General features: G+C 47.1%; 17 protein-coding genes and 1 rRNA gene. 11 read left to right on the forward strand and 7 right to left on the reverse strand.

Going from position 1 to position 15,472, the window contains the following annotated elements; translation table 11 throughout:
- Positions 1-49 precede the first annotated feature (49 nt).
- From HMPREF9194_RS09305 to HMPREF9194_RS09320, 4 genes are all read left to right on the forward strand, one after another.
- The gene (locus HMPREF9194_RS09305) at positions 50-520 is read left to right on the forward strand and encodes a flagellar basal body-associated FliL family protein (protein ID WP_040846307.1); all 471 of its coding nucleotides are present in this window, start codon (positions 50-52) and stop codon (positions 518-520) included.
- Positions 521-583: 63 nt separating this feature from the next.
- Positions 584-922, forward strand: coding sequence for a hypothetical protein (locus HMPREF9194_RS09310; RefSeq protein WP_016526122.1), 339 nt, complete (start codon positions 584-586; stop codon positions 920-922).
- Between the two features lie 10 nt (positions 923-932).
- Positions 933-1,505 carry an RNA polymerase sigma factor gene (locus HMPREF9194_RS09315; protein ID WP_016526123.1) on the forward strand — a complete coding sequence of 191 codons (573 nt, stop codon included), beginning with the start codon at positions 933-935 and terminating at the stop codon, positions 1,503-1,505.
- A gap of 13 nt (positions 1,506-1,518) precedes the next feature.
- Positions 1,519-1,974, forward strand: coding sequence for a hypothetical protein (locus HMPREF9194_RS09320; RefSeq protein WP_016526124.1), 456 nt, complete (start codon positions 1,519-1,521; stop codon positions 1,972-1,974).
- Positions 1,975-1,982: 8 nt separating this feature from the next.
- Here the strand turns inward: HMPREF9194_RS09320 and HMPREF9194_RS11955 are convergent, their stop codons facing one another.
- Together HMPREF9194_RS11955 and HMPREF9194_RS09330 are read right to left on the reverse strand one after the other, a co-directional pair.
- Positions 1,983-3,137: a peptidoglycan DD-metalloendopeptidase family protein gene (locus HMPREF9194_RS11955; RefSeq protein WP_016526125.1), complete on the reverse strand. Its 1,155-nt coding sequence runs from the start codon at positions 3,135-3,137 to the stop codon at positions 1,983-1,985.
- A complete protein-coding gene (locus tag HMPREF9194_RS09330; protein ID WP_016526126.1) occupies positions 3,138-3,740 on the reverse strand; it encodes an SAM-dependent methyltransferase in 603 nt (200 codons plus the stop codon). It lies immediately after the preceding gene.
- Between the two features lie 63 nt (positions 3,741-3,803).
- Between HMPREF9194_RS09330 and HMPREF9194_RS09335 the strand changes: the two genes are divergently transcribed.
- The 3 genes from HMPREF9194_RS09335 (at position 3,804) to HMPREF9194_RS09345 (ending at position 5,883) form a co-directional block, all read left to right on the forward strand.
- The gene (locus HMPREF9194_RS09335) at positions 3,804-4,859 is read left to right on the forward strand and encodes a polyprenyl synthetase family protein (RefSeq protein ID WP_016526127.1); all 1,056 of its coding nucleotides are present in this window, start codon (positions 3,804-3,806) and stop codon (positions 4,857-4,859) included.
- 69 nt (positions 4,860-4,928) lie between these two features.
- The gene (locus tag HMPREF9194_RS09340; RefSeq protein WP_016526128.1) at positions 4,929-5,468 is read left to right on the forward strand and encodes a tetratricopeptide repeat protein; all 540 of its coding nucleotides are present in this window, start codon (positions 4,929-4,931) and stop codon (positions 5,466-5,468) included.
- Positions 5,461-5,883 carry a SoxR reducing system RseC family protein gene (locus HMPREF9194_RS09345; RefSeq protein WP_016526129.1) on the forward strand — a complete coding sequence of 141 codons (423 nt, stop codon included), beginning with the start codon at positions 5,461-5,463 and terminating at the stop codon, positions 5,881-5,883. The genes HMPREF9194_RS09340 and HMPREF9194_RS09345 overlap by 8 nt, the downstream gene beginning before the upstream one ends.
- Before the next feature lie 41 nt (positions 5,884-5,924).
- Here HMPREF9194_RS09345 and HMPREF9194_RS09350 read toward each other — a convergent pair whose 3' ends face one another.
- Together HMPREF9194_RS09350 and HMPREF9194_RS09355 are read right to left on the reverse strand one after the other, a co-directional pair.
- Positions 5,925-7,106, reverse strand: coding sequence for a protein-glutamate methylesterase/protein-glutamine glutaminase (locus HMPREF9194_RS09350; RefSeq protein WP_016526130.1), 1,182 nt, complete (start codon positions 7,104-7,106; stop codon positions 5,925-5,927).
- 19 nt (positions 7,107-7,125) lie between these two features.
- On the reverse strand, positions 7,126-7,941 hold the full coding sequence (locus HMPREF9194_RS09355; protein ID WP_016526131.1) for a CheR family methyltransferase: 816 nt from the start codon (positions 7,939-7,941) through the stop codon (positions 7,126-7,128).
- An 88-nt stretch (positions 7,942-8,029) separates the two neighbouring features.
- Between HMPREF9194_RS09355 and HMPREF9194_RS09360 the strand changes: the two genes are divergently transcribed.
- The 4 genes from HMPREF9194_RS09360 to lptB are packed head-to-tail and all read left to right on the forward strand — an operon-like array spanning position 8,030 to position 11,644.
- On the forward strand, positions 8,030-9,628 hold the full coding sequence (locus tag HMPREF9194_RS09360; RefSeq protein WP_016526132.1) for a CTP synthase: 1,599 nt from the start codon (positions 8,030-8,032) through the stop codon (positions 9,626-9,628).
- Positions 9,625-10,227 carry a hypothetical protein gene (locus HMPREF9194_RS09365; protein ID WP_016526133.1) on the forward strand — a complete coding sequence of 201 codons (603 nt, stop codon included), beginning with the start codon at positions 9,625-9,627 and terminating at the stop codon, positions 10,225-10,227. The genes HMPREF9194_RS09360 and HMPREF9194_RS09365 overlap by 4 nt, the downstream gene beginning before the upstream one ends.
- On the forward strand, positions 10,224-10,922 hold the full coding sequence (locus HMPREF9194_RS09370; protein WP_016526134.1) for an LptA/OstA family protein: 699 nt from the start codon (positions 10,224-10,226) through the stop codon (positions 10,920-10,922). Before HMPREF9194_RS09365 ends, HMPREF9194_RS09370 begins: the two co-directional genes overlap by 4 nt.
- Positions 10,919-11,644: an LPS export ABC transporter ATP-binding protein gene (gene lptB / locus HMPREF9194_RS09375; protein WP_016526135.1), complete on the forward strand. Its 726-nt coding sequence runs from the start codon at positions 10,919-10,921 to the stop codon at positions 11,642-11,644. The genes HMPREF9194_RS09370 and lptB overlap by 4 nt, the downstream gene beginning before the upstream one ends.
- Positions 11,645-12,540: 896 nt before the next feature.
- On the opposite strand, the gene HMPREF9194_RS09380 is transcribed toward lptB, so the two are convergent.
- The 3 genes from HMPREF9194_RS09380 to rrf form a co-directional block, all read right to left on the reverse strand.
- Complete coding sequence (locus HMPREF9194_RS09380; protein WP_245540738.1) at positions 12,541-13,206, reverse strand: hypothetical protein; 666 nt, start codon at positions 13,204-13,206, stop codon at positions 12,541-12,543.
- A 76-nt stretch (positions 13,207-13,282) separates the two neighbouring features.
- Positions 13,283-13,750: a hypothetical protein gene (locus tag HMPREF9194_RS09385; protein WP_016526138.1), complete on the reverse strand. Its 468-nt coding sequence runs from the start codon at positions 13,748-13,750 to the stop codon at positions 13,283-13,285.
- A gap of 1,600 nt (positions 13,751-15,350) precedes the next feature.
- Positions 15,351-15,459, reverse strand: a 5S ribosomal RNA gene (gene rrf / locus HMPREF9194_RS09395).
- Positions 15,460-15,472 lie beyond the last annotated feature (13 nt).

Consider the following 15,472-nt stretch of genomic DNA (forward strand, 5'->3'; position numbering starts at 1 on the left):
GAATTTGCGAACTCTTGAATACATGCCGACAACAGTATACAATCGAATCATGAATAAAATCCAGAGGCTGAGCCTTATATGTTCGGGAATTATCGTATTATTTTTGATTTTCGCGACGGCGGCGGCCTTTGTTTCCGGTAAGGCAAAACCGGGCGTCCTGCTGCGGCGAAAAGATCCGGAGCCGGCTCGCTTGGAAAAGAGCCTGCAATCGGGGCAAGCCGTTTTTTCGCACATAGGCTCCGTACGCTGCGCCACCGCCGACGATCCTGCCGTACCGCTTGTCATAACGCCGTACTTTCTCTACGATGCGGCCGACACGGCCTTTTACGAAGAATTGATTCAAAAAACCCGTAAAATCCGGTTTGCCGTCGCATCCTATATGGGACAGTACACAAAGGACGAATTGGTCGGCAAGGGCGAACAAAAAATAAAAAGCGATTTAACCGAACTCATAAACCGCGAGCTCGTCCTCGGTAAAATCAAAACGCTGTATTTTTCGGATTATATTTTTTTTGAATGAACGCAACAATTTGCGGCTTGCCGTGTCTAATATCGGGAAGCATTGATTTTCAGGAGATGTTTTATGACGGAAATAACTACCAGTCCCGCGGCGCAGGTTATCGTGTCGATAATTCCTTTAGTCGGAATCGTTATCGGCGGCGTCGTTATATTTTTTTATCTTTTATGGCGGAACACGCAAATAAAGCTGCTTATAAAATCCGGCGCATACGAGCCTGCCCGCTTTAATTTAAAAGCCTTCGCCCTGCTCACGGGAATTTTACTCATCGCCGTCGGACTTGTTTTAACGGTTTTGATTTTGATTATCGACGGCGTTTCGTATCCGCTGCTCGGCGGGCTTATTCCGCTTGCAATCGGAATCGCCCTTATCGTTTTTTACCGGATATACAAAAACATAAAGTAAAGAGCATGCATTGAAAACTGCGCAAAGCGTAAATGCCGAAGAAATGCTGCAGGACTTTATTTTGGTAAAAAAGGCTTGCAGCGGAAACACCGAAGCTTTTAAAACATTGGTAACGCTCTACGGAACAAAGGTCCGCAGCTTGGGAAAAAGTTTTTTCCGCAACGTGCACGATACGGAAGACTTTGTTCAGGACGTTTTTATTAAAGCGTATACCAATTTGCATTCGTTCCGCTTCGAAGCGCGCTTTTCGACATGGCTTATGCGCATAGCGTACAATACCGCCGTCAATGCGGTGAACCGGCGCGAAGAGTATGCGCCCCTTTTTGAAAACACCGAAATTTCGGATACGGATTACGGGCCGGAAGAACGCTGTTTACGCGAAAGCGTCAGGCAAGCCGTGCGCAGCGCGGTAAAAGAACTACCCTACCGTTTTTCAATCTGTCTTGATTTGTACTTTTTTTACGGATTTCCGTACAACGAAATCAGTATTATTACCGGATGGCCGGTAAATACCGTAAAATCCCATATATTTCGGGCAAAAAAATTGCTCAAACCCAAACTGGAAGCCGTTATCGGGCCGTAAGGAGGACCGTTCAATGAAAAATGCAAAATGCGATGCGTTTACGGAGCGTTTTTTGGCGCTCGACAAAAACGAGCGTATGGACGCCGCGATGAAAATTCACGCGCTTATGTGCCGGGATTGCCGCGATTTTATCCGGCTGTACGCAAAAGCCGAAAAACTGTGCGCCGAACCCTTGCAAGCCGTTTTGCCGCAAAACGATCCGACCCTCGCGCTTATTATAAAAAAGATTGCGCCTACGGCTTCGCAAAAAGAAGAAGAGGGTGTCGAACTTATTTCGCTTAAGCGTTGGATAATTTCCGGCTTTATACTCGTTTTTGCGGTATTTTTATTCGGCGTATTCAGCACGATAGACGGAAGCTCAAAGCTGCACATGCTGTTATTTTTGTGCTTTGCGCTTTTTATATCGTGCTATTGCGCTTTTTTTATCGGAAGCAATTTGAACTTTTTTATAAAGCGCTTCGGGTTTTAACCTTCCGCTTAATTCCACAAGCTGACCGGGTTTACCGCCGAACCGTATTTAAACACCGAAAAATGCAAGTGCGGGCCCGTGCTTAAACCGGTAGTTCCCACCCAGCCCAAAACGGTTCTTGTGTCTACGGACTGTCCTTTCCGCGCTTTTATACCGACCATGTGTCCGTACAAGGTCCGATAGCCTGAATGATGCGCTACGATAACATAATTTCCGTATACGGAATGAAAGCCTGCCGCGGTAACGGTGCCGGCCAAGGCCGCATAAACGGGAGTCCACGCGGGGCTTGCCATATCGACGCCGTTATGGAAGGTTCGTTTGCCGGTAAAGGGACTGCGCCGCCAGCCGAAGTTGGAACTGACATAATAACGCGCGCGGAGCGGCCGTCTGAACAAATCGCCGTTTATCTCCTGTCTGGTTACCCAATCCATAAACGCATCGGGTACAAAGAGCGACGTTCCCGCAGCCAGCGATCCCTGTTCATGCAAGTGGTTGACGGCCGCCGTTTTTTGCGCCGACACTTGATATTTTTCGGCAACGCTTGCGGCCGTTTCTCCGTCTTTTTTCGTGGTATACAAAATGCCCGGCATTGACGGAACTTTTATATAGTCGCCGATTTGAATGCGCCTCGTTTGGCGGATATTGTTTATGCTTATGAGCGTATCCTGCGTAAGACCGAAACGTTCGGCAATAACGCCGATCATGTCGCCCTTGCGTATGCGGTACGAAGTATAGGTCAATTCCGGATATACGCCGGCGTTTTGCACGGCTTGCGCCCATACGGCAGGCTCGGGCAAAAAGGACTGCAAATCGCGCGTACTGCCGTACATGCCGGCGCTCATATCGTAGCCGCCCTGCCCCGCAAACGCTTCCGATATGGGAGAGTCGGCGGCCGGAACAACGGCCCCTTGGCTTTGCAGTCCGCTGCGGTCCGACAAAAAGAATTCGGTACCCAAAAGCGTTTCGCCTTCGGCAGACTCGGAAAGCTCGCTGCCGCCGTTCGCAGTATCCCGTGCGGATTTATCCGCAGCGTTTTGTGCCGAAAGCTTATTGTACGCAAAAAGCGAAAACGCCGCAAATAAAAAAAAGACAAAAAAGCCCGCAAATACAAAAGCGAGCGAGCGTAAAGAAACGCCGCTAAAAATCTTAAACTTTTTTAACATTCACTCCGCCTTTTTATTCAATCCTAGCAAGTATATTTCAAAAGACTCGGAACGGCAAGCCGTCGGCTTAAAACTCCGGGCCGATGCAAACACCGTCCGCATTTTTTCGAGCAAAGCCTGCTGATCGCCTCCCTGAAATATTTTTACGGCAAAATTGCCGCCCTCTTTCAGCACCGTCCGCGCATACTCAAAAGCAAGTTCGGCCAAAGCCGCAGAGCGCGACGTATCTATCAAACGGTTGCCCGTTGTCGGAGGCGCCGCGTCGCACACGAGCGCATCGTACGGCCCTTCGCCTTTTACGCGGGCAAATACGTCATCGGCGTATAAATCGCCCTGAAAAAACATTAAATTCGCCCCGGCGATATTTTTTGCCAAAGGCTTTAAATCGACCGACACGAGTTTTCCCGACCCGCCGAGGGCGCGCAAAATAAACAATGTCCAGCTTCCGGGCGCCGATCCCAAATCAAGCACGCACGAGCTTTTCGAAAACAACGAAAACTTTTCGTTTATTTCCTTCAGTTTGTATACCGAACGCGCAGGGTATCCTTCGGAAAAAGCCTTTTTCGACCAAAAGTCCGGCTTTTCATACGAGTTTACGCCCATATGCATTCCGCGCCGTTTTCTTTGCTATTTTCTTTATCGGAAAAATTCTGTACAATCAATACCATGAATTCCGATTTTACATCAAGTCTCGAAAAAATTGAAGATGTTTTGCAAAAAAATTTGCCGCCGAGCCCCTACACTGCTTCGTGGAAAGCTTCGTCGTTCGGAACGACGGATAAGGCGGTATGCGCACGGCATATCGAAGTCCTTGCCGAACCGTGCAGAACCTTAATCGAATCGGGCGGGAAGCGCTGGCGGCCGCTGTTTATGATTTTGTGCGCCGAAGCCGCCTGTAATCGCCGGCGGCATACGGCCGCTTTTATAAAGCGTGCCTACACGCTTGTTCCTCTGGTTGAATTCGTCCATACGGCAAGCCTCATTCACGACGACATCGAAGACAATGCCGACACCCGCCGCGGAAAACCCGCCGCGCATATAAGCTGGGGAACGGACACCGCTTTAAATGCCGGCTCGTGGCTGTATTTTCAAGCGGCATCGTGCCTTGAAGCGGCATCGCTTTCCGATTCGTTAAAATTAAAACTGTACGATACGCTTATGAGGGAATTGCGCAGGCTTCACTTGGGACAAGCTATGGACATTGCCTGGCACAAAGACAACGCCGCCCTTCCTTCGGTAAACGAATACCTTGCAATGACCTCGCTTAAAACCGGAACGCTCGCCTCGCTTGCCGCACGCTGCGGCGTTTTGGCCGGAGGCGGAAGCGAAAAAAAAGCTGTGCAAACGGCCGCCTGTGCGGTCAATATAGGAGTCGGTTTTCAAATACGCGACGATGTCCTCAATCTTACAAAAGGAAACGTCGGTAAAAAGCGCGGCGACGATATCGTGGAAGGCAAAAAAAGCTTGCCGGTTTTGTACCATCTTGCAGATCATCCCGAAGATTTTAAAACCCTCGCCGCCTATTTTAAACAGGCTGCCGAAGAAGGTATCGATTCTCCGGCCGTGGAAAAAGCCGTTTCGCTTTTGCTGAACGGGAACGCGGTACAAAAAGCCGAAAAGCAAAGCAAAGACTTTATCGAACAATCGTGCGACCGCATAGAAAAACTGTATGCAAAAAACGCACCGTCGCTTTTAATCACCGAACTTTTTTCACATTTATAAGAAAGCTCCTATGTACTTGCGCCTTTTTCCGTAATAGCGTACAATCGGCATATAAAAAACGGAGGCATTATGACGGAAAGTCCGGAAACATTGAATACTCACGCTATCGAACTTGCTTCCAAAGGAAACTTCGCCGAAGCGATTGCCTGCTTTAAAAGGGCCATAAGCATGGAAAACTCGAATTATCTTCTATGGTATAATTTGGGCGTAACCTACCGCGATTCGGGCAATTTGCAGGCGGCAAAACAAGTACTGCTTACCGCCTACAAACTCGACAATACCGACGAAGAATTGCTCGACAGCCTTACCCTCGTATGCTTCGCTCTTGACGAAACGGACGATGCTTTTGAATATTGCTCGGAAAATATTGAAATAAATCCCGAAAATCCCCACGCATGGAATAATTTGGGCGTGCTGTATTTTGCCCGCGGCGAATATCGAAAGGCGGAAACCGCGTTTGAACAGGCGGTCAGTTTGTACCCGCACTATTACGATGCGCTGTACAACCTGCGCGACACCTATGCCGAATTGGGCAACACGGTCGGCCAAGCCGAATGCGCGCGCCTTATGGCGCAATTACGCAACAAAGGAAACTATCCCAATGCGTGACAGTGCAAAGATTTTATCGATCGGCAAAAACGGCAGTGTCACCGTTTTACCCGTCATAAAAGACGCATGCATAAGCTGCAACAGAACGAGCTGCGCAAAAGCCGGAAGCCCCTTTACCGTGATGAATCCCCGCTCGCTGAATGTAAAGCCGGGAATGACCGTGCGCATCGCCGCAAAAAAAAGTTCGCAGGCGGTTCAGGCATTGACAGCGCTTTTGCTTCCCGTTGCGTGCGCGGTCGGCGGCTGGTTTGCGGCAAACGCCCTCGCAGCGGCAATGAACATATCTTCGGGAGAATGGCTTCAAGCGATCGGGGTATTGCTGGGAATCTTCGTTCCTTCGGGAATTATCTTTTTAATAAGCCGCCGCGTAAAAAACGCGCACGGCGAAATTACCGAAATTGTAGCCGACGAATAAGCGGGGACTTTAAGTCTTTATCTTGTGCTTACGGATTATGCTTACGGAGCGTATTTTAAAGCCAACTCGTTGACTTCCGCGGCCATCTTACTTAACGGAACCTGTTTTTGAACGGCACCCAATTCAAAGGCGGCGCGCGGCATACCGTATACGACGCAGGATTCCGCATCCTGACCGAGCGTACGCGAACCGGCGCGGCGCAGTTCGGCAAGTTCGACCGCTCCGTCCTTTCCCATTCCGGTCATAATAATACCCAACGCATTCGCCTGATACTCTTTTACAATCGATTCAAAAAGTACGTCAACCGAAGGACGGTGCCCGTTGCGCTGCGGATCCTGATTCGTATGGATAACCGACGCAAGGCGGCGTTTTTCAACCGTAATATGATAGCCGCCCGGTGCAATAAGAATGCGACCTTCTTTAAGCACATCGCCTTCGGCCGCCTCTTTTACTTCCAAGGGGCAAATATTGTTCAAACTGGCGGCAAACTCCGCCGTAAAGCCGGCCGGCATATGCTGGACGACTACTATAGGCTGGCGGATATCCGGCGATAAGCCGGCAAACACTTCGCGCAAAGCGTTCGGACCGCCGGTGGAAATACCGAATGCGATAATTTCAATCGGACCGCTTTCGCGCACCGCCTGAATGGGAGCGGCCGGAGCGGGCGCTTTGGGTAAATAAAATTCGGGCTTTTTTAAAGCGGTACTTGCCGCTTGAGCTAAACCGGAACCCGCAGGCGCTCCGACGGGAGAACCCGCACGCCGTTCTTCGGCGGTGCCCGTAAAAAAGAACGGAATCTTTTTGCCCTTTTTGCGCGCGTAAGAGCCGCCGTAGCTGCGCACCATTTCGACAAGGCGCTCGGCAACCTTCGGCAATTCTTCGGACCCGACGTTCGACGGCTTCAGCAAAAAGTCGCTCGCACCCAATTCAAGGCATTCAATCGTAACGGCCGCCCCGCGGTGCGCAATGCTGGAAAGAATAATTACGGGAATATCGATTCCCGCCTTTTTGCGCTCGCGCATAAATTCAAGACCGGTCATCACCGGCATTTCAAGATCCAACACAATAATGTCGGGATTGGAGGCGGGAATTTTTTCCAAAGCCATTTGTCCGTTCATCGCTTTTGCGCAAACGGTTACGCCGGAAGCCGATTCGAGCATTCTCGACACAAGGTTCCGCATAAGCGCGGAATCGTCTACAATTAAAACGTCAATATTATCCATAAAAATTTACCTGCAGTATTTAAGTATTTTTTTGGTACAAACATGCCCAATCGGTTTTTAGAAATTCGAATTTCGTATCCATACCGAATAAAGATTCCGAGTGCCCGATAAACAAAAAGGATTTGGGCGCCATGGAATCCCAAAAGCGGTTGATAACCGTCAGCTGAGCCGCTTCATCAAAATAGATAAGCACGTTTCTGCAAAAAATGACATCGAGGTTGCGCTGTCCGGAATCGTGTTTGAGGTTATGATAGTCGAATTTTATTTTCGATTTTAATTCGTCTTTTACCTGATAGCCGCCATCGGTTTTCGTAAAAAAGCGCTGCAAATAATCGGGCGGAATGCCGACAATGCGGCTTTCGGGGTAAAACCCCTGCTTACCGACCATCAGCGATTTTAAAGAAATATCCGAAGCCATGATTTCAAAATCCATTGTCGGCGGCAAAACGGTTTTTAAAACCATTGCAATCGTGTACGGTTCTTCACCCGTCGAACAGCCGGCGCTCCATATTTTTACCGTTTTTTGGCCGGCATTCTTTTTCAATTCGACGATTTTCGGAATAACATAATGACTTAAAGCATCAAAATGCGGCTGATTTCTGAAAAAGCGCGTGAGGTTTGTCGTTACGGAATCCAAAAACATCTTCATCTCTTCCCTGTCGGAAAGAATAAGCTTGTAGTAATCTTCGACATTACTCAGCGATTTTTCGCGCAAGCGCTCTTTTAAACGACTGTCCAAGATAGTCCGATTCGATTCGGAAAACGTTATACCGCTTTCGTCGTAGATAGTTTTGCGGAACATATCGAACTGGGCATCAGTCAATAAATCAACCATATTCGAACATTATAAATGATAAGTAAAAAAAAGTAAATGCCATTTGAGAACGGTTGACAAAAAGCCCCGGAGATGTGAAAATTACGGAATGAGTAAATTTATCTTTGTAACCGGCGGAGTGTGCTCCAGCTTGGGAAAAGGCGTTGCGGCGGCAAGCATCGGCAGTCTTTTGGAATGCAGCGGTTTAAAAATCGCCATGATGAAATGCGATCCTTACATAAATGTGGACGCGGGTACCATGAACCCGTACCAGCACGGTGAAGTATACGTTACCGCAGACGGCGCCGAAACCGATTTGAATTTGGGCAATTACGCCCGCTTTGTGAATGTGGAATTAAGCCGTTCAAATTCGATCACGACGGGCAAAATCTATGAAGAAGTTATAAAAAACGAACGCAGCGGGCGCTACAACGGGCGCGCGGTGCAGGTTATTCCGCACATAACCGACGAAATAAAGCGGAGAATCATGATTGTCGGCGCAAAAACCGAAGCCGATATCGTTATTATCGAAATAGGCGGAACGGTCGGCGACATCGAATCGATTCCCTTTCTCGAAGCCGCCCGCCAACTCATACGCGAAAAAGGAAAAGAAAACGCCCTGTGCGTACATTTAACGCTGGTTCCGATCATAACCGGCGGCGAATTAAAAACAAAGCCGACCCAGCATTCGGTAAAAAACATGCAGCAACTGGGCATACAACCGGATATTCTTTTATGCCGCAGCGAAGTTCCGCTCGACGACGATTTGCGCAAAAAAATCGCATCGTTTTGCAACGTCGAAAAAGCGTCGGTTTTTACGTCGATCGACGTAGACAAAACAATCTACGAGCTGCCGATAGAATTTCACCGCCAAGGCTTGGATGCACAGATTTTATCCAAATTCGGATGGAAAAAGCGCAAAACCGACATAAGCGCGTGGACTTCGTTTATAGACAAGCTGAACCGCCCGAAGGGCAAGGTATGCATCGGCATGCTGGGCAAAAAAACCTTCCTCGACGACTGTTATAAATCGGTTAGAGAAGCGCTGTTTCATGCCGCGGTCAGCGCGCACGGTTATGAACTCGAAATACGCAAGATAGACGCCGAAACGCTCGAAAGCAACGCCGACACGGCTCAGTATTTTAAAGGCGTTGACGGTATTATCGTGCCGGACAATTACGGCCAGCGCGGTTTTTTGGGACTTTTGCAGGCGATCCGCTACGCGCGCGAACATAAAATTCCGTTTTTGGGCATAGGATTGGGCATGCAGCTTATGGCCATCGAAACGGCGCGCAATATTTTGGGCTGGGAAGACGCCGACTCGACCGAATTCGTTCAAAACTCGGATTATCCGGTTATCAGTCTGCCCGAAGAACAAGCGGGCTTAACCGCCGCCGGCATTATGCTTTTGGGTAACGGCAGCGTCGACATTCTTCCCGATTCAAAGCTCGCGAAAATCTACGGCAAAACGCCCGTTACCGAACGCCACCGCAGCAAATACACCTTCGACCGCAAATACAGCAGCGACATGCAGTCGCACAATCTGCTGATCGGTGCATATTCGAAAGCCGACGGTCAGGTTGAAGCGTTCGAATGGAAAAACCATCCGTGGGGCATCGGCGTACAGTTCCATCCCGAATTCATATCGAGGCCGGCAAATCCGCACCCGCTGGTATCCGCCTTTATAGGCGCCGCGATAAAAAAATGATGCGCCCGCTGTCCGCTGTGCCGCACCGCATTCGTGCGGCGCTCTGTCTTCGTTCGGCCGCCGTCGGTTTGTGCTTTGCCGCTCTATGCTTTTTATGCGTAAGCGGCTGTTCACTCGACTACGGCCGCTCAAGTCAAGCGCAAATCGTCAGTCCCGAATTCGTGTTTTACGATGCGGGCTTCACGCATGTGGAACGCGGCGAAACAAAACTGCGCATGGAAGCGGAACAAATCGAACAGTACACGGGAGCCGACTCTCTGTACGGCAAAAACGTTTCGTTCGCCGTCTACGGCGACAATTCCGAGCCCTCGCTGACAGGCTCGTGTTCCCTGCTGTCCGCCGACAGAGAAAACAAGCTGTACTGTTTTTTTTCGGGCATACGGATAAAAAGTTTCCAGCACCGTGCCGAAATTACGGCGGACAGTTTACGCTGGAATGAAAAAACGTCCGTACTGGACGGCGGCAAAGACGATACCGTAAACGTTTCGCTTGAAACCGAAAGCGGCAGCTTCATAACGATACGCGGAAAAGCATTTTCGGCGCGCAAAGACGATTTGTCGTTCGCCTTCGGCGAAAGCGTAAGCGGAGAAATACAATGAAGGCTTCGGCACTTGCAGCGCTTTTATTCTTTGCATTCGCACTGCCGGGCACGGCACAAAGTGCGACTCAAAGTGCGGTATCGAGTACGCCGGTGCCCGAAAAAGACACAATCGTTTTTTCGGCATCTTCGATGACCGGCAGCACAAGCGAAACCAATGAGTACACGCGCTTGCAGGGCGGCGCCCGCATTCAAACGAACACGCTGGACATAAAAGCCGATTCGATTCAATTAAGCGGCAGCAATTACCGCAGTATAATCGCCGAAAAAAACGTGGAAGGCGCCGACACCGAAGGCGGTTTTACCTTTACATGCAATTCGCTCCGCTACGACCGGGAAACGAAAATCACCGTTTTGGAAGGCGCAGTTGCGATGCACGATACAAAAAACGACGTGCACGTAAAAGCCGAATACGTCGAATACAATCAGGCAACCGAAACCGCCCTCATTCAAATCAATGTTGAAATTACGCAGGAAAAATCCGTATGCACGTCCGCCTTTGCCGTCTACCGCAAAAAAATACAAATGCTGGAATTGAGCGGTTCGCCGCGGGTAACGGAAGGCGACAACGTTTTCCGCGCACAGGAAATCGTCTTTAATTTGGATACTAAAGAAATAACGCTCGACGGCAAAGTCAGCGGCACGGTTATCGACAAAAAAGAAAACGGCGGAACATCTTCGGAGAGCGGCACATGAGCAAACTGACGGTATCGGGCTTGTATAAAAGTTTCGGGAAAAAAGAAGTTGTGCGCGGCATCGATTTTTCGATGACGAGCGGCGAAGTGCTCGGTCTTTTGGGGCCGAACGGCGCGGGAAAAACCACTACGTTTTACATGATTGTCGGCTTTTACCGGCCGACCGCCGGCGACGTGTTTTTAAACGACCGCTGCATCACGCGCCTTCCCATGTACAAACGGGCGCGGCTGGGCATTTCGTATTTGCCGCAGGAAACGTCCGTATTCCGCAAACTCACCGTCGAAGAAAACATATGGGCGATCATAGAAACGCGACGCGACCTGTCCGAAGAGCAAAAACACGCCTTACTCGAAGACCTTATAGAAGAGTTTGCGATCGGCCGCATACGAAAACAGCCGGCATACACACTCTCGGGAGGAGAGCGGCGCCGAACGGAAATAGCACGCGCATTGGCAACCGAACCGCAGATTTTGCTTTTGGACGAACCCTTTGCCGGCATCGACCCCATCGCCGTCGCCGACATAAAAGCCATGGTACGCCTTCTTGCCCGACGCGGTATCGGCGTGCTGATCACCGACCACAACGTCCGCGACACGCTCGAAATCACCGACCGCTCCATCATCATAAGCAACGGCCAAATTGTCGTGCAAGGCGTCCCGGAAGAAATCCTCGAATCCCCCGTCGCCCGCAAACTCTATTTAGGCGAAGAGTTTAGGATGTGAAAAGTTTCATTAATAAATCAATGGGCGTCATAGGGGATGGTCCGTTTTCCATGTTTACTCTCTTTCCATATATTTTCACACATCTCTTTTATTTTTCAGATATGTAAGGATCGGAATTTTATTCATTGTTTGCCCTCCGTTTATAATTCAGTTGCCGTATTATAAATATTTGCGGCCGTTTAAACAATTCCTTCTTTACACTTTTTTTAATCTTATAAAGAAGGGTTATCCGGGCGCGGCCGCAAAAAACGAACTATTAACTTTAAAAATGCGATGTTGTAACTCGCAATAATACGGCGAATTACAACTCGTCGGCATCTTGAAAAGTCGGTTACTTTTTCACCGGCATGCCGAGTTTAAAATCAGGTCAGTTTATTATACCGACTTATTTATATAAATATGAAAATCCCGAAAATAACCTATTGCCGTCTTGTAAAAAATATTGAGGAGACGGCAATAGGGGGAATGCCAATCGAATAATACCGGTGGTTTCTGTGTATGTGCAAAAAGATTCACTTTCTTTATCGGACAAACTTTTATCCAAACATGTTCCGTCGTTAAAAAATATAAATCCGGTTTTATTATTCATTTCCCACCCGCTGACTACTTTACGACCGTATATCGGCGTTCTAAAATAAACCTTTGAATCATCATATAAGAAATATTTATCTTCGGAAGGAACATACACTGCCGATTTTCAATTTACCGGTATGAAACGGTGATGCTCTATTCCAAATTTCGTGCCTTCTTTTGCCGAACGTGATTGATGTAATATCAGCCGGAATTTTCAGAATAGAATCGAAACTGCCGGAAGCATCTTTTTTATGAAACGGAGTTGTTTTGATGATTATGGAAAGCGTATCGTTTTTTTTGTATTCCTTATTAAATATGCTTTTTTATTTTTCATATCCCGACAAAGTTAATAATTGCGACAGATATTTCCAATAATTATCAGCGCTTTTTTTATACTTTGCTATATTTTTTTTCGATAAATCGAATGTATATGATTTGTTAAAAATCAAATAATTGAAAAATTTATATATCAATTTATCCGTTTCATTCAGATTTGCGTAGTTTATTTTTTCGATTTCGGTTTTATCTTCCAAAAAGATATACGATTGAATACCGTTGTCCAAATCCATGATGTAGTAGTAAAATCTTTCATCAAAACTTGTCGGATCTTCTCTCGTATTACCCCAAATCAGCCACGGCCATATATCGACTTTAAATTTATGTATAGGCTCGCCGTATGAACCGTAATTAAAAGAGCCTTTATTCCAATCATTTGTAACAAGATTTCCTTCTTTGTCGAACACGGCCTCTTCACCGGTTTCTTTTGTATACACCTTATTGTCTTCTTCCCCTCGCATTTTATGAATATTGTTCTCGTAGGTATGTTTTAAAATATAATGTATCGCGGAAAGATTTTCTTCCGGAATTTCTTCGTTTAAGTTTACTTCGAGCTTTATCAATCCGTTTTTTAAACACGACGATAGATCGGTTTCTTTTTTTGAATCTTGAAAAACGGATACAATATTTTCACGTGCATAAACGGACACCATAAAAAATATCGCTAACATACAAATTGAAAAGCGCTTTTTATTCATTTTTTTCTCCCGTATTTGTTTGAAAAATTCGTTATACGATTTTTTCAACGTTTTCTTTTATATTTATTGTTGATGAAAAGCCGAATATAATTATTACCGCGAACACGATTATTCCGAGTATTATAAAAATAAGAGTGTTACGTTTCAGATTTGCTCTGAAAAGTTGTTGACTGTATCGCTCGATATTTTTATAAGATGCGGCAATAAATAAAAAGACAAAATAGCTCAACAGCACGGAACAAACCCCGCACCAATAAAACGGATTTGAAAAATCCCTGTAAAGTATATATAAGGCGGTTCGATAATTTCCCAACAATTGAAAGATTTGCAAAAGCAAGCATGGAATCGCGAGAAACGAAAAATATCCTGCAATAATTTTTTTCTGTTCGGCAGATTCTTCAGGTGAATCAATTGCGGGCATTCTTGATTTTAATATAAAAGTATTTACTCCAGTAAGAATTATTCCCAATGACCAAAAATATTTTACTATATAGTTCATTTATGTCCTCTGCAACTCCCGACACACTCATCCTGCTGAAAGTAAAAGCCCATAAAAACAATGCATGCCCGACACGGCTTTATCTATATTATATTCTTTAACAAGAACAATTACCGGCAATATTTTATGATAATATATTCATACGGCACGGTCAAGTTGCATGATTCTGACTGTTCCATGATTCTGCAGTCTTCAAAAGAAAAGTTATCATACGCCTGCCACTAACCAAGTTTGCAAGCGAAGGCTGTTGGGTTTGTAGGTACGGTAGGCAAACTTGATAGGCTTCTTTAGGCCATAGTTTATTTTAAAGGGGACTGTCTTCGCCGGAGCCCTTTAAAATAAAAAAGCCCGACATACCGACTAAGGTCGGGCAGCAGTCTGCGTAACGGCAAAAGTCGATTCATTTTGCCGTTACGCATCGAGTTTGACGATGCGGCGTCAAACTCGCATATATGCAAAGCCGTGAAAAGCTGAAGTTTTTCACGGCCGTTTTAACAGCAGTTTGCCGTGCAAAAAAAGTGTGAATAAGACATCCTTTACGGGCAAACTTGATAGGTTTCCTTAGACTGTATTTTATGCCCTGAGACGTACAACATGCGCACGCGGGCTAGCGCCCGGCAGCAACCGACGCATGCAAACGTGCTCACCAAGTTTGCACGGGAAGGCTGTTGGGTTTTGTAGGTAAGGTTAAGCAAACTTGATAGATTCCTTTAGACTGTATTTTATGCCCGACAGGGCAGCAACCGACGCACGCGAGGCGCGTGCTCACCAAGTTTGCAAGCGAAGGCTGTTGGGTTTTGTAGGTAAGGCAAGCAAACTGGCTAGGCTTCTTTAGACTGTATTTTTATTTTGAGCCGCGTATGGCGGCTCAAAATAAAAAAAAGCCTGGCTTACCCGACTAAAGTCGGGCAGCAACCGACGCACGCAAGCGTGCTCACCAAGTTTGCAAGAGAAGGCTGGCGGGTTTGTAAGCAAAGGTAAGCAAACTTGATAGATTCCTTTAGACTGTATTTTATGCCCGACAGGGCAGCAACCGACGCACGCGAGGCGCGTGCTAACCAAGTTTGCACGGGAAGGCTGTTGAGTTTTGTAGGTAAGGTTAAGCAAACTTGATAGATTTCTTTAGACTGTATTTTTATTTTGAGCCGCCATACGCGGCTCAAAATAAAAAAAAGCCTGGCAGCACTCTGCGTAACGGCAAAAGTCGATTCATTTTGCCGTTACGCATCGAGTTTGTCGCAAGGCGTCAAACTCGCATACATGCAAAGCCGTGAAAAGCTGAAGTTTTTCACGGCTGTTTTAACAGCAGTTTGCCCGCGCAAAGGAAGTATGCGTTTGATATTTCTTAGGGGCAAACTGATAGCTTTCTTTAGGTCATAATTTATTTTAAAGGGGGACTGTCTTCGCCGGAGCACTTTAAAATAAAAAAGCCCGACATACCGACTAAGGTTGGGCAGCAACCGACGCACGCGGGGCGCGTGCTCACCAAGTTTGCAAGAGAAGGCTGTTGGGTTTGTAAGCAAAGGTAAGCAAACTTGATAGGCTTCTTTAGACTGTATTTTTATTTTGAGCCGCCATACGCGGCTCAAAATAAAAAAAAGCCTGGCAGCAACCTACTTTCCCGCGTAAGCAGTATCATCGGCGTAAGAGAGCTTGACTTCCGTGTTCGGGATGGGAACGGGTATGACCTCTCCACTATGGCCACCAGGCATAATAAACAAA

Source organism: Treponema maltophilum ATCC 51939, assembly GCF_000413055.1.
Classification (GTDB): domain Bacteria; phylum Spirochaetota; class Spirochaetia; order Treponematales; family Treponemataceae; genus Treponema_C; species Treponema_C maltophilum.

What these genes read in the sequence shown, in the direction of transcription:
- HMPREF9194_RS09345 (WP_016526129.1), top strand. Translation starts at nt 5,461, where the DNA reads ATGCGTGACAGTGCAAAGATTTTATCGATCGGCAAAAACGGCAGTGTC.
- HMPREF9194_RS09335 (WP_016526127.1), top strand. Translation starts at nt 3,804, where the DNA reads ATGAATTCCGATTTTACATCAAGTCTCGAAAAAATTGAAGATGTTTTG.
- HMPREF9194_RS11955 (WP_016526125.1), bottom strand. Translation starts at nt 3,137, where the DNA reads ATGTTAAAAAAGTTTAAGATTTTTAGCGGCGTTTCTTTACGCTCGCTC.
- HMPREF9194_RS09380 (WP_245540738.1), bottom strand. Translation starts at nt 13,206, where the DNA reads ATGGTGTCCGTTTATGCACGTGAAAATATTGTATCCGTTTTTCAAGAT.
- HMPREF9194_RS09320 (WP_016526124.1), top strand. Translation starts at nt 1,519, where the DNA reads ATGAAAAATGCAAAATGCGATGCGTTTACGGAGCGTTTTTTGGCGCTC.
- HMPREF9194_RS09370 (WP_016526134.1), top strand. Translation starts at nt 10,224, where the DNA reads ATGAAGGCTTCGGCACTTGCAGCGCTTTTATTCTTTGCATTCGCACTG.
- HMPREF9194_RS09310 (WP_016526122.1), top strand. Translation starts at nt 584, where the DNA reads ATGACGGAAATAACTACCAGTCCCGCGGCGCAGGTTATCGTGTCGATA.
- HMPREF9194_RS09340 (WP_016526128.1), top strand. Translation starts at nt 4,929, where the DNA reads ATGACGGAAAGTCCGGAAACATTGAATACTCACGCTATCGAACTTGCT.
- HMPREF9194_RS09365 (WP_016526133.1), top strand. Translation starts at nt 9,625, where the DNA reads ATGATGCGCCCGCTGTCCGCTGTGCCGCACCGCATTCGTGCGGCGCTC.
- lptB (WP_016526135.1), top strand. Translation starts at nt 10,919, where the DNA reads ATGAGCAAACTGACGGTATCGGGCTTGTATAAAAGTTTCGGGAAAAAA.
- HMPREF9194_RS09350 (WP_016526130.1), bottom strand. Translation starts at nt 7,106, where the DNA reads ATGGATAATATTGACGTTTTAATTGTAGACGATTCCGCGCTTATGCGG.
- HMPREF9194_RS09355 (WP_016526131.1), bottom strand. Translation starts at nt 7,941, where the DNA reads ATGGTTGATTTATTGACTGATGCCCAGTTCGATATGTTCCGCAAAACT.
- HMPREF9194_RS09305 (WP_040846307.1), top strand. Translation starts at nt 50, where the DNA reads ATGAATAAAATCCAGAGGCTGAGCCTTATATGTTCGGGAATTATCGTA.
- HMPREF9194_RS09360 (WP_016526132.1), top strand. Translation starts at nt 8,030, where the DNA reads ATGAGTAAATTTATCTTTGTAACCGGCGGAGTGTGCTCCAGCTTGGGA.
- HMPREF9194_RS09385 (WP_016526138.1), bottom strand. Translation starts at nt 13,750, where the DNA reads ATGAACTATATAGTAAAATATTTTTGGTCATTGGGAATAATTCTTACT.
- HMPREF9194_RS09330 (WP_016526126.1), bottom strand. Translation starts at nt 3,740, where the DNA reads ATGGGCGTAAACTCGTATGAAAAGCCGGACTTTTGGTCGAAAAAGGCT.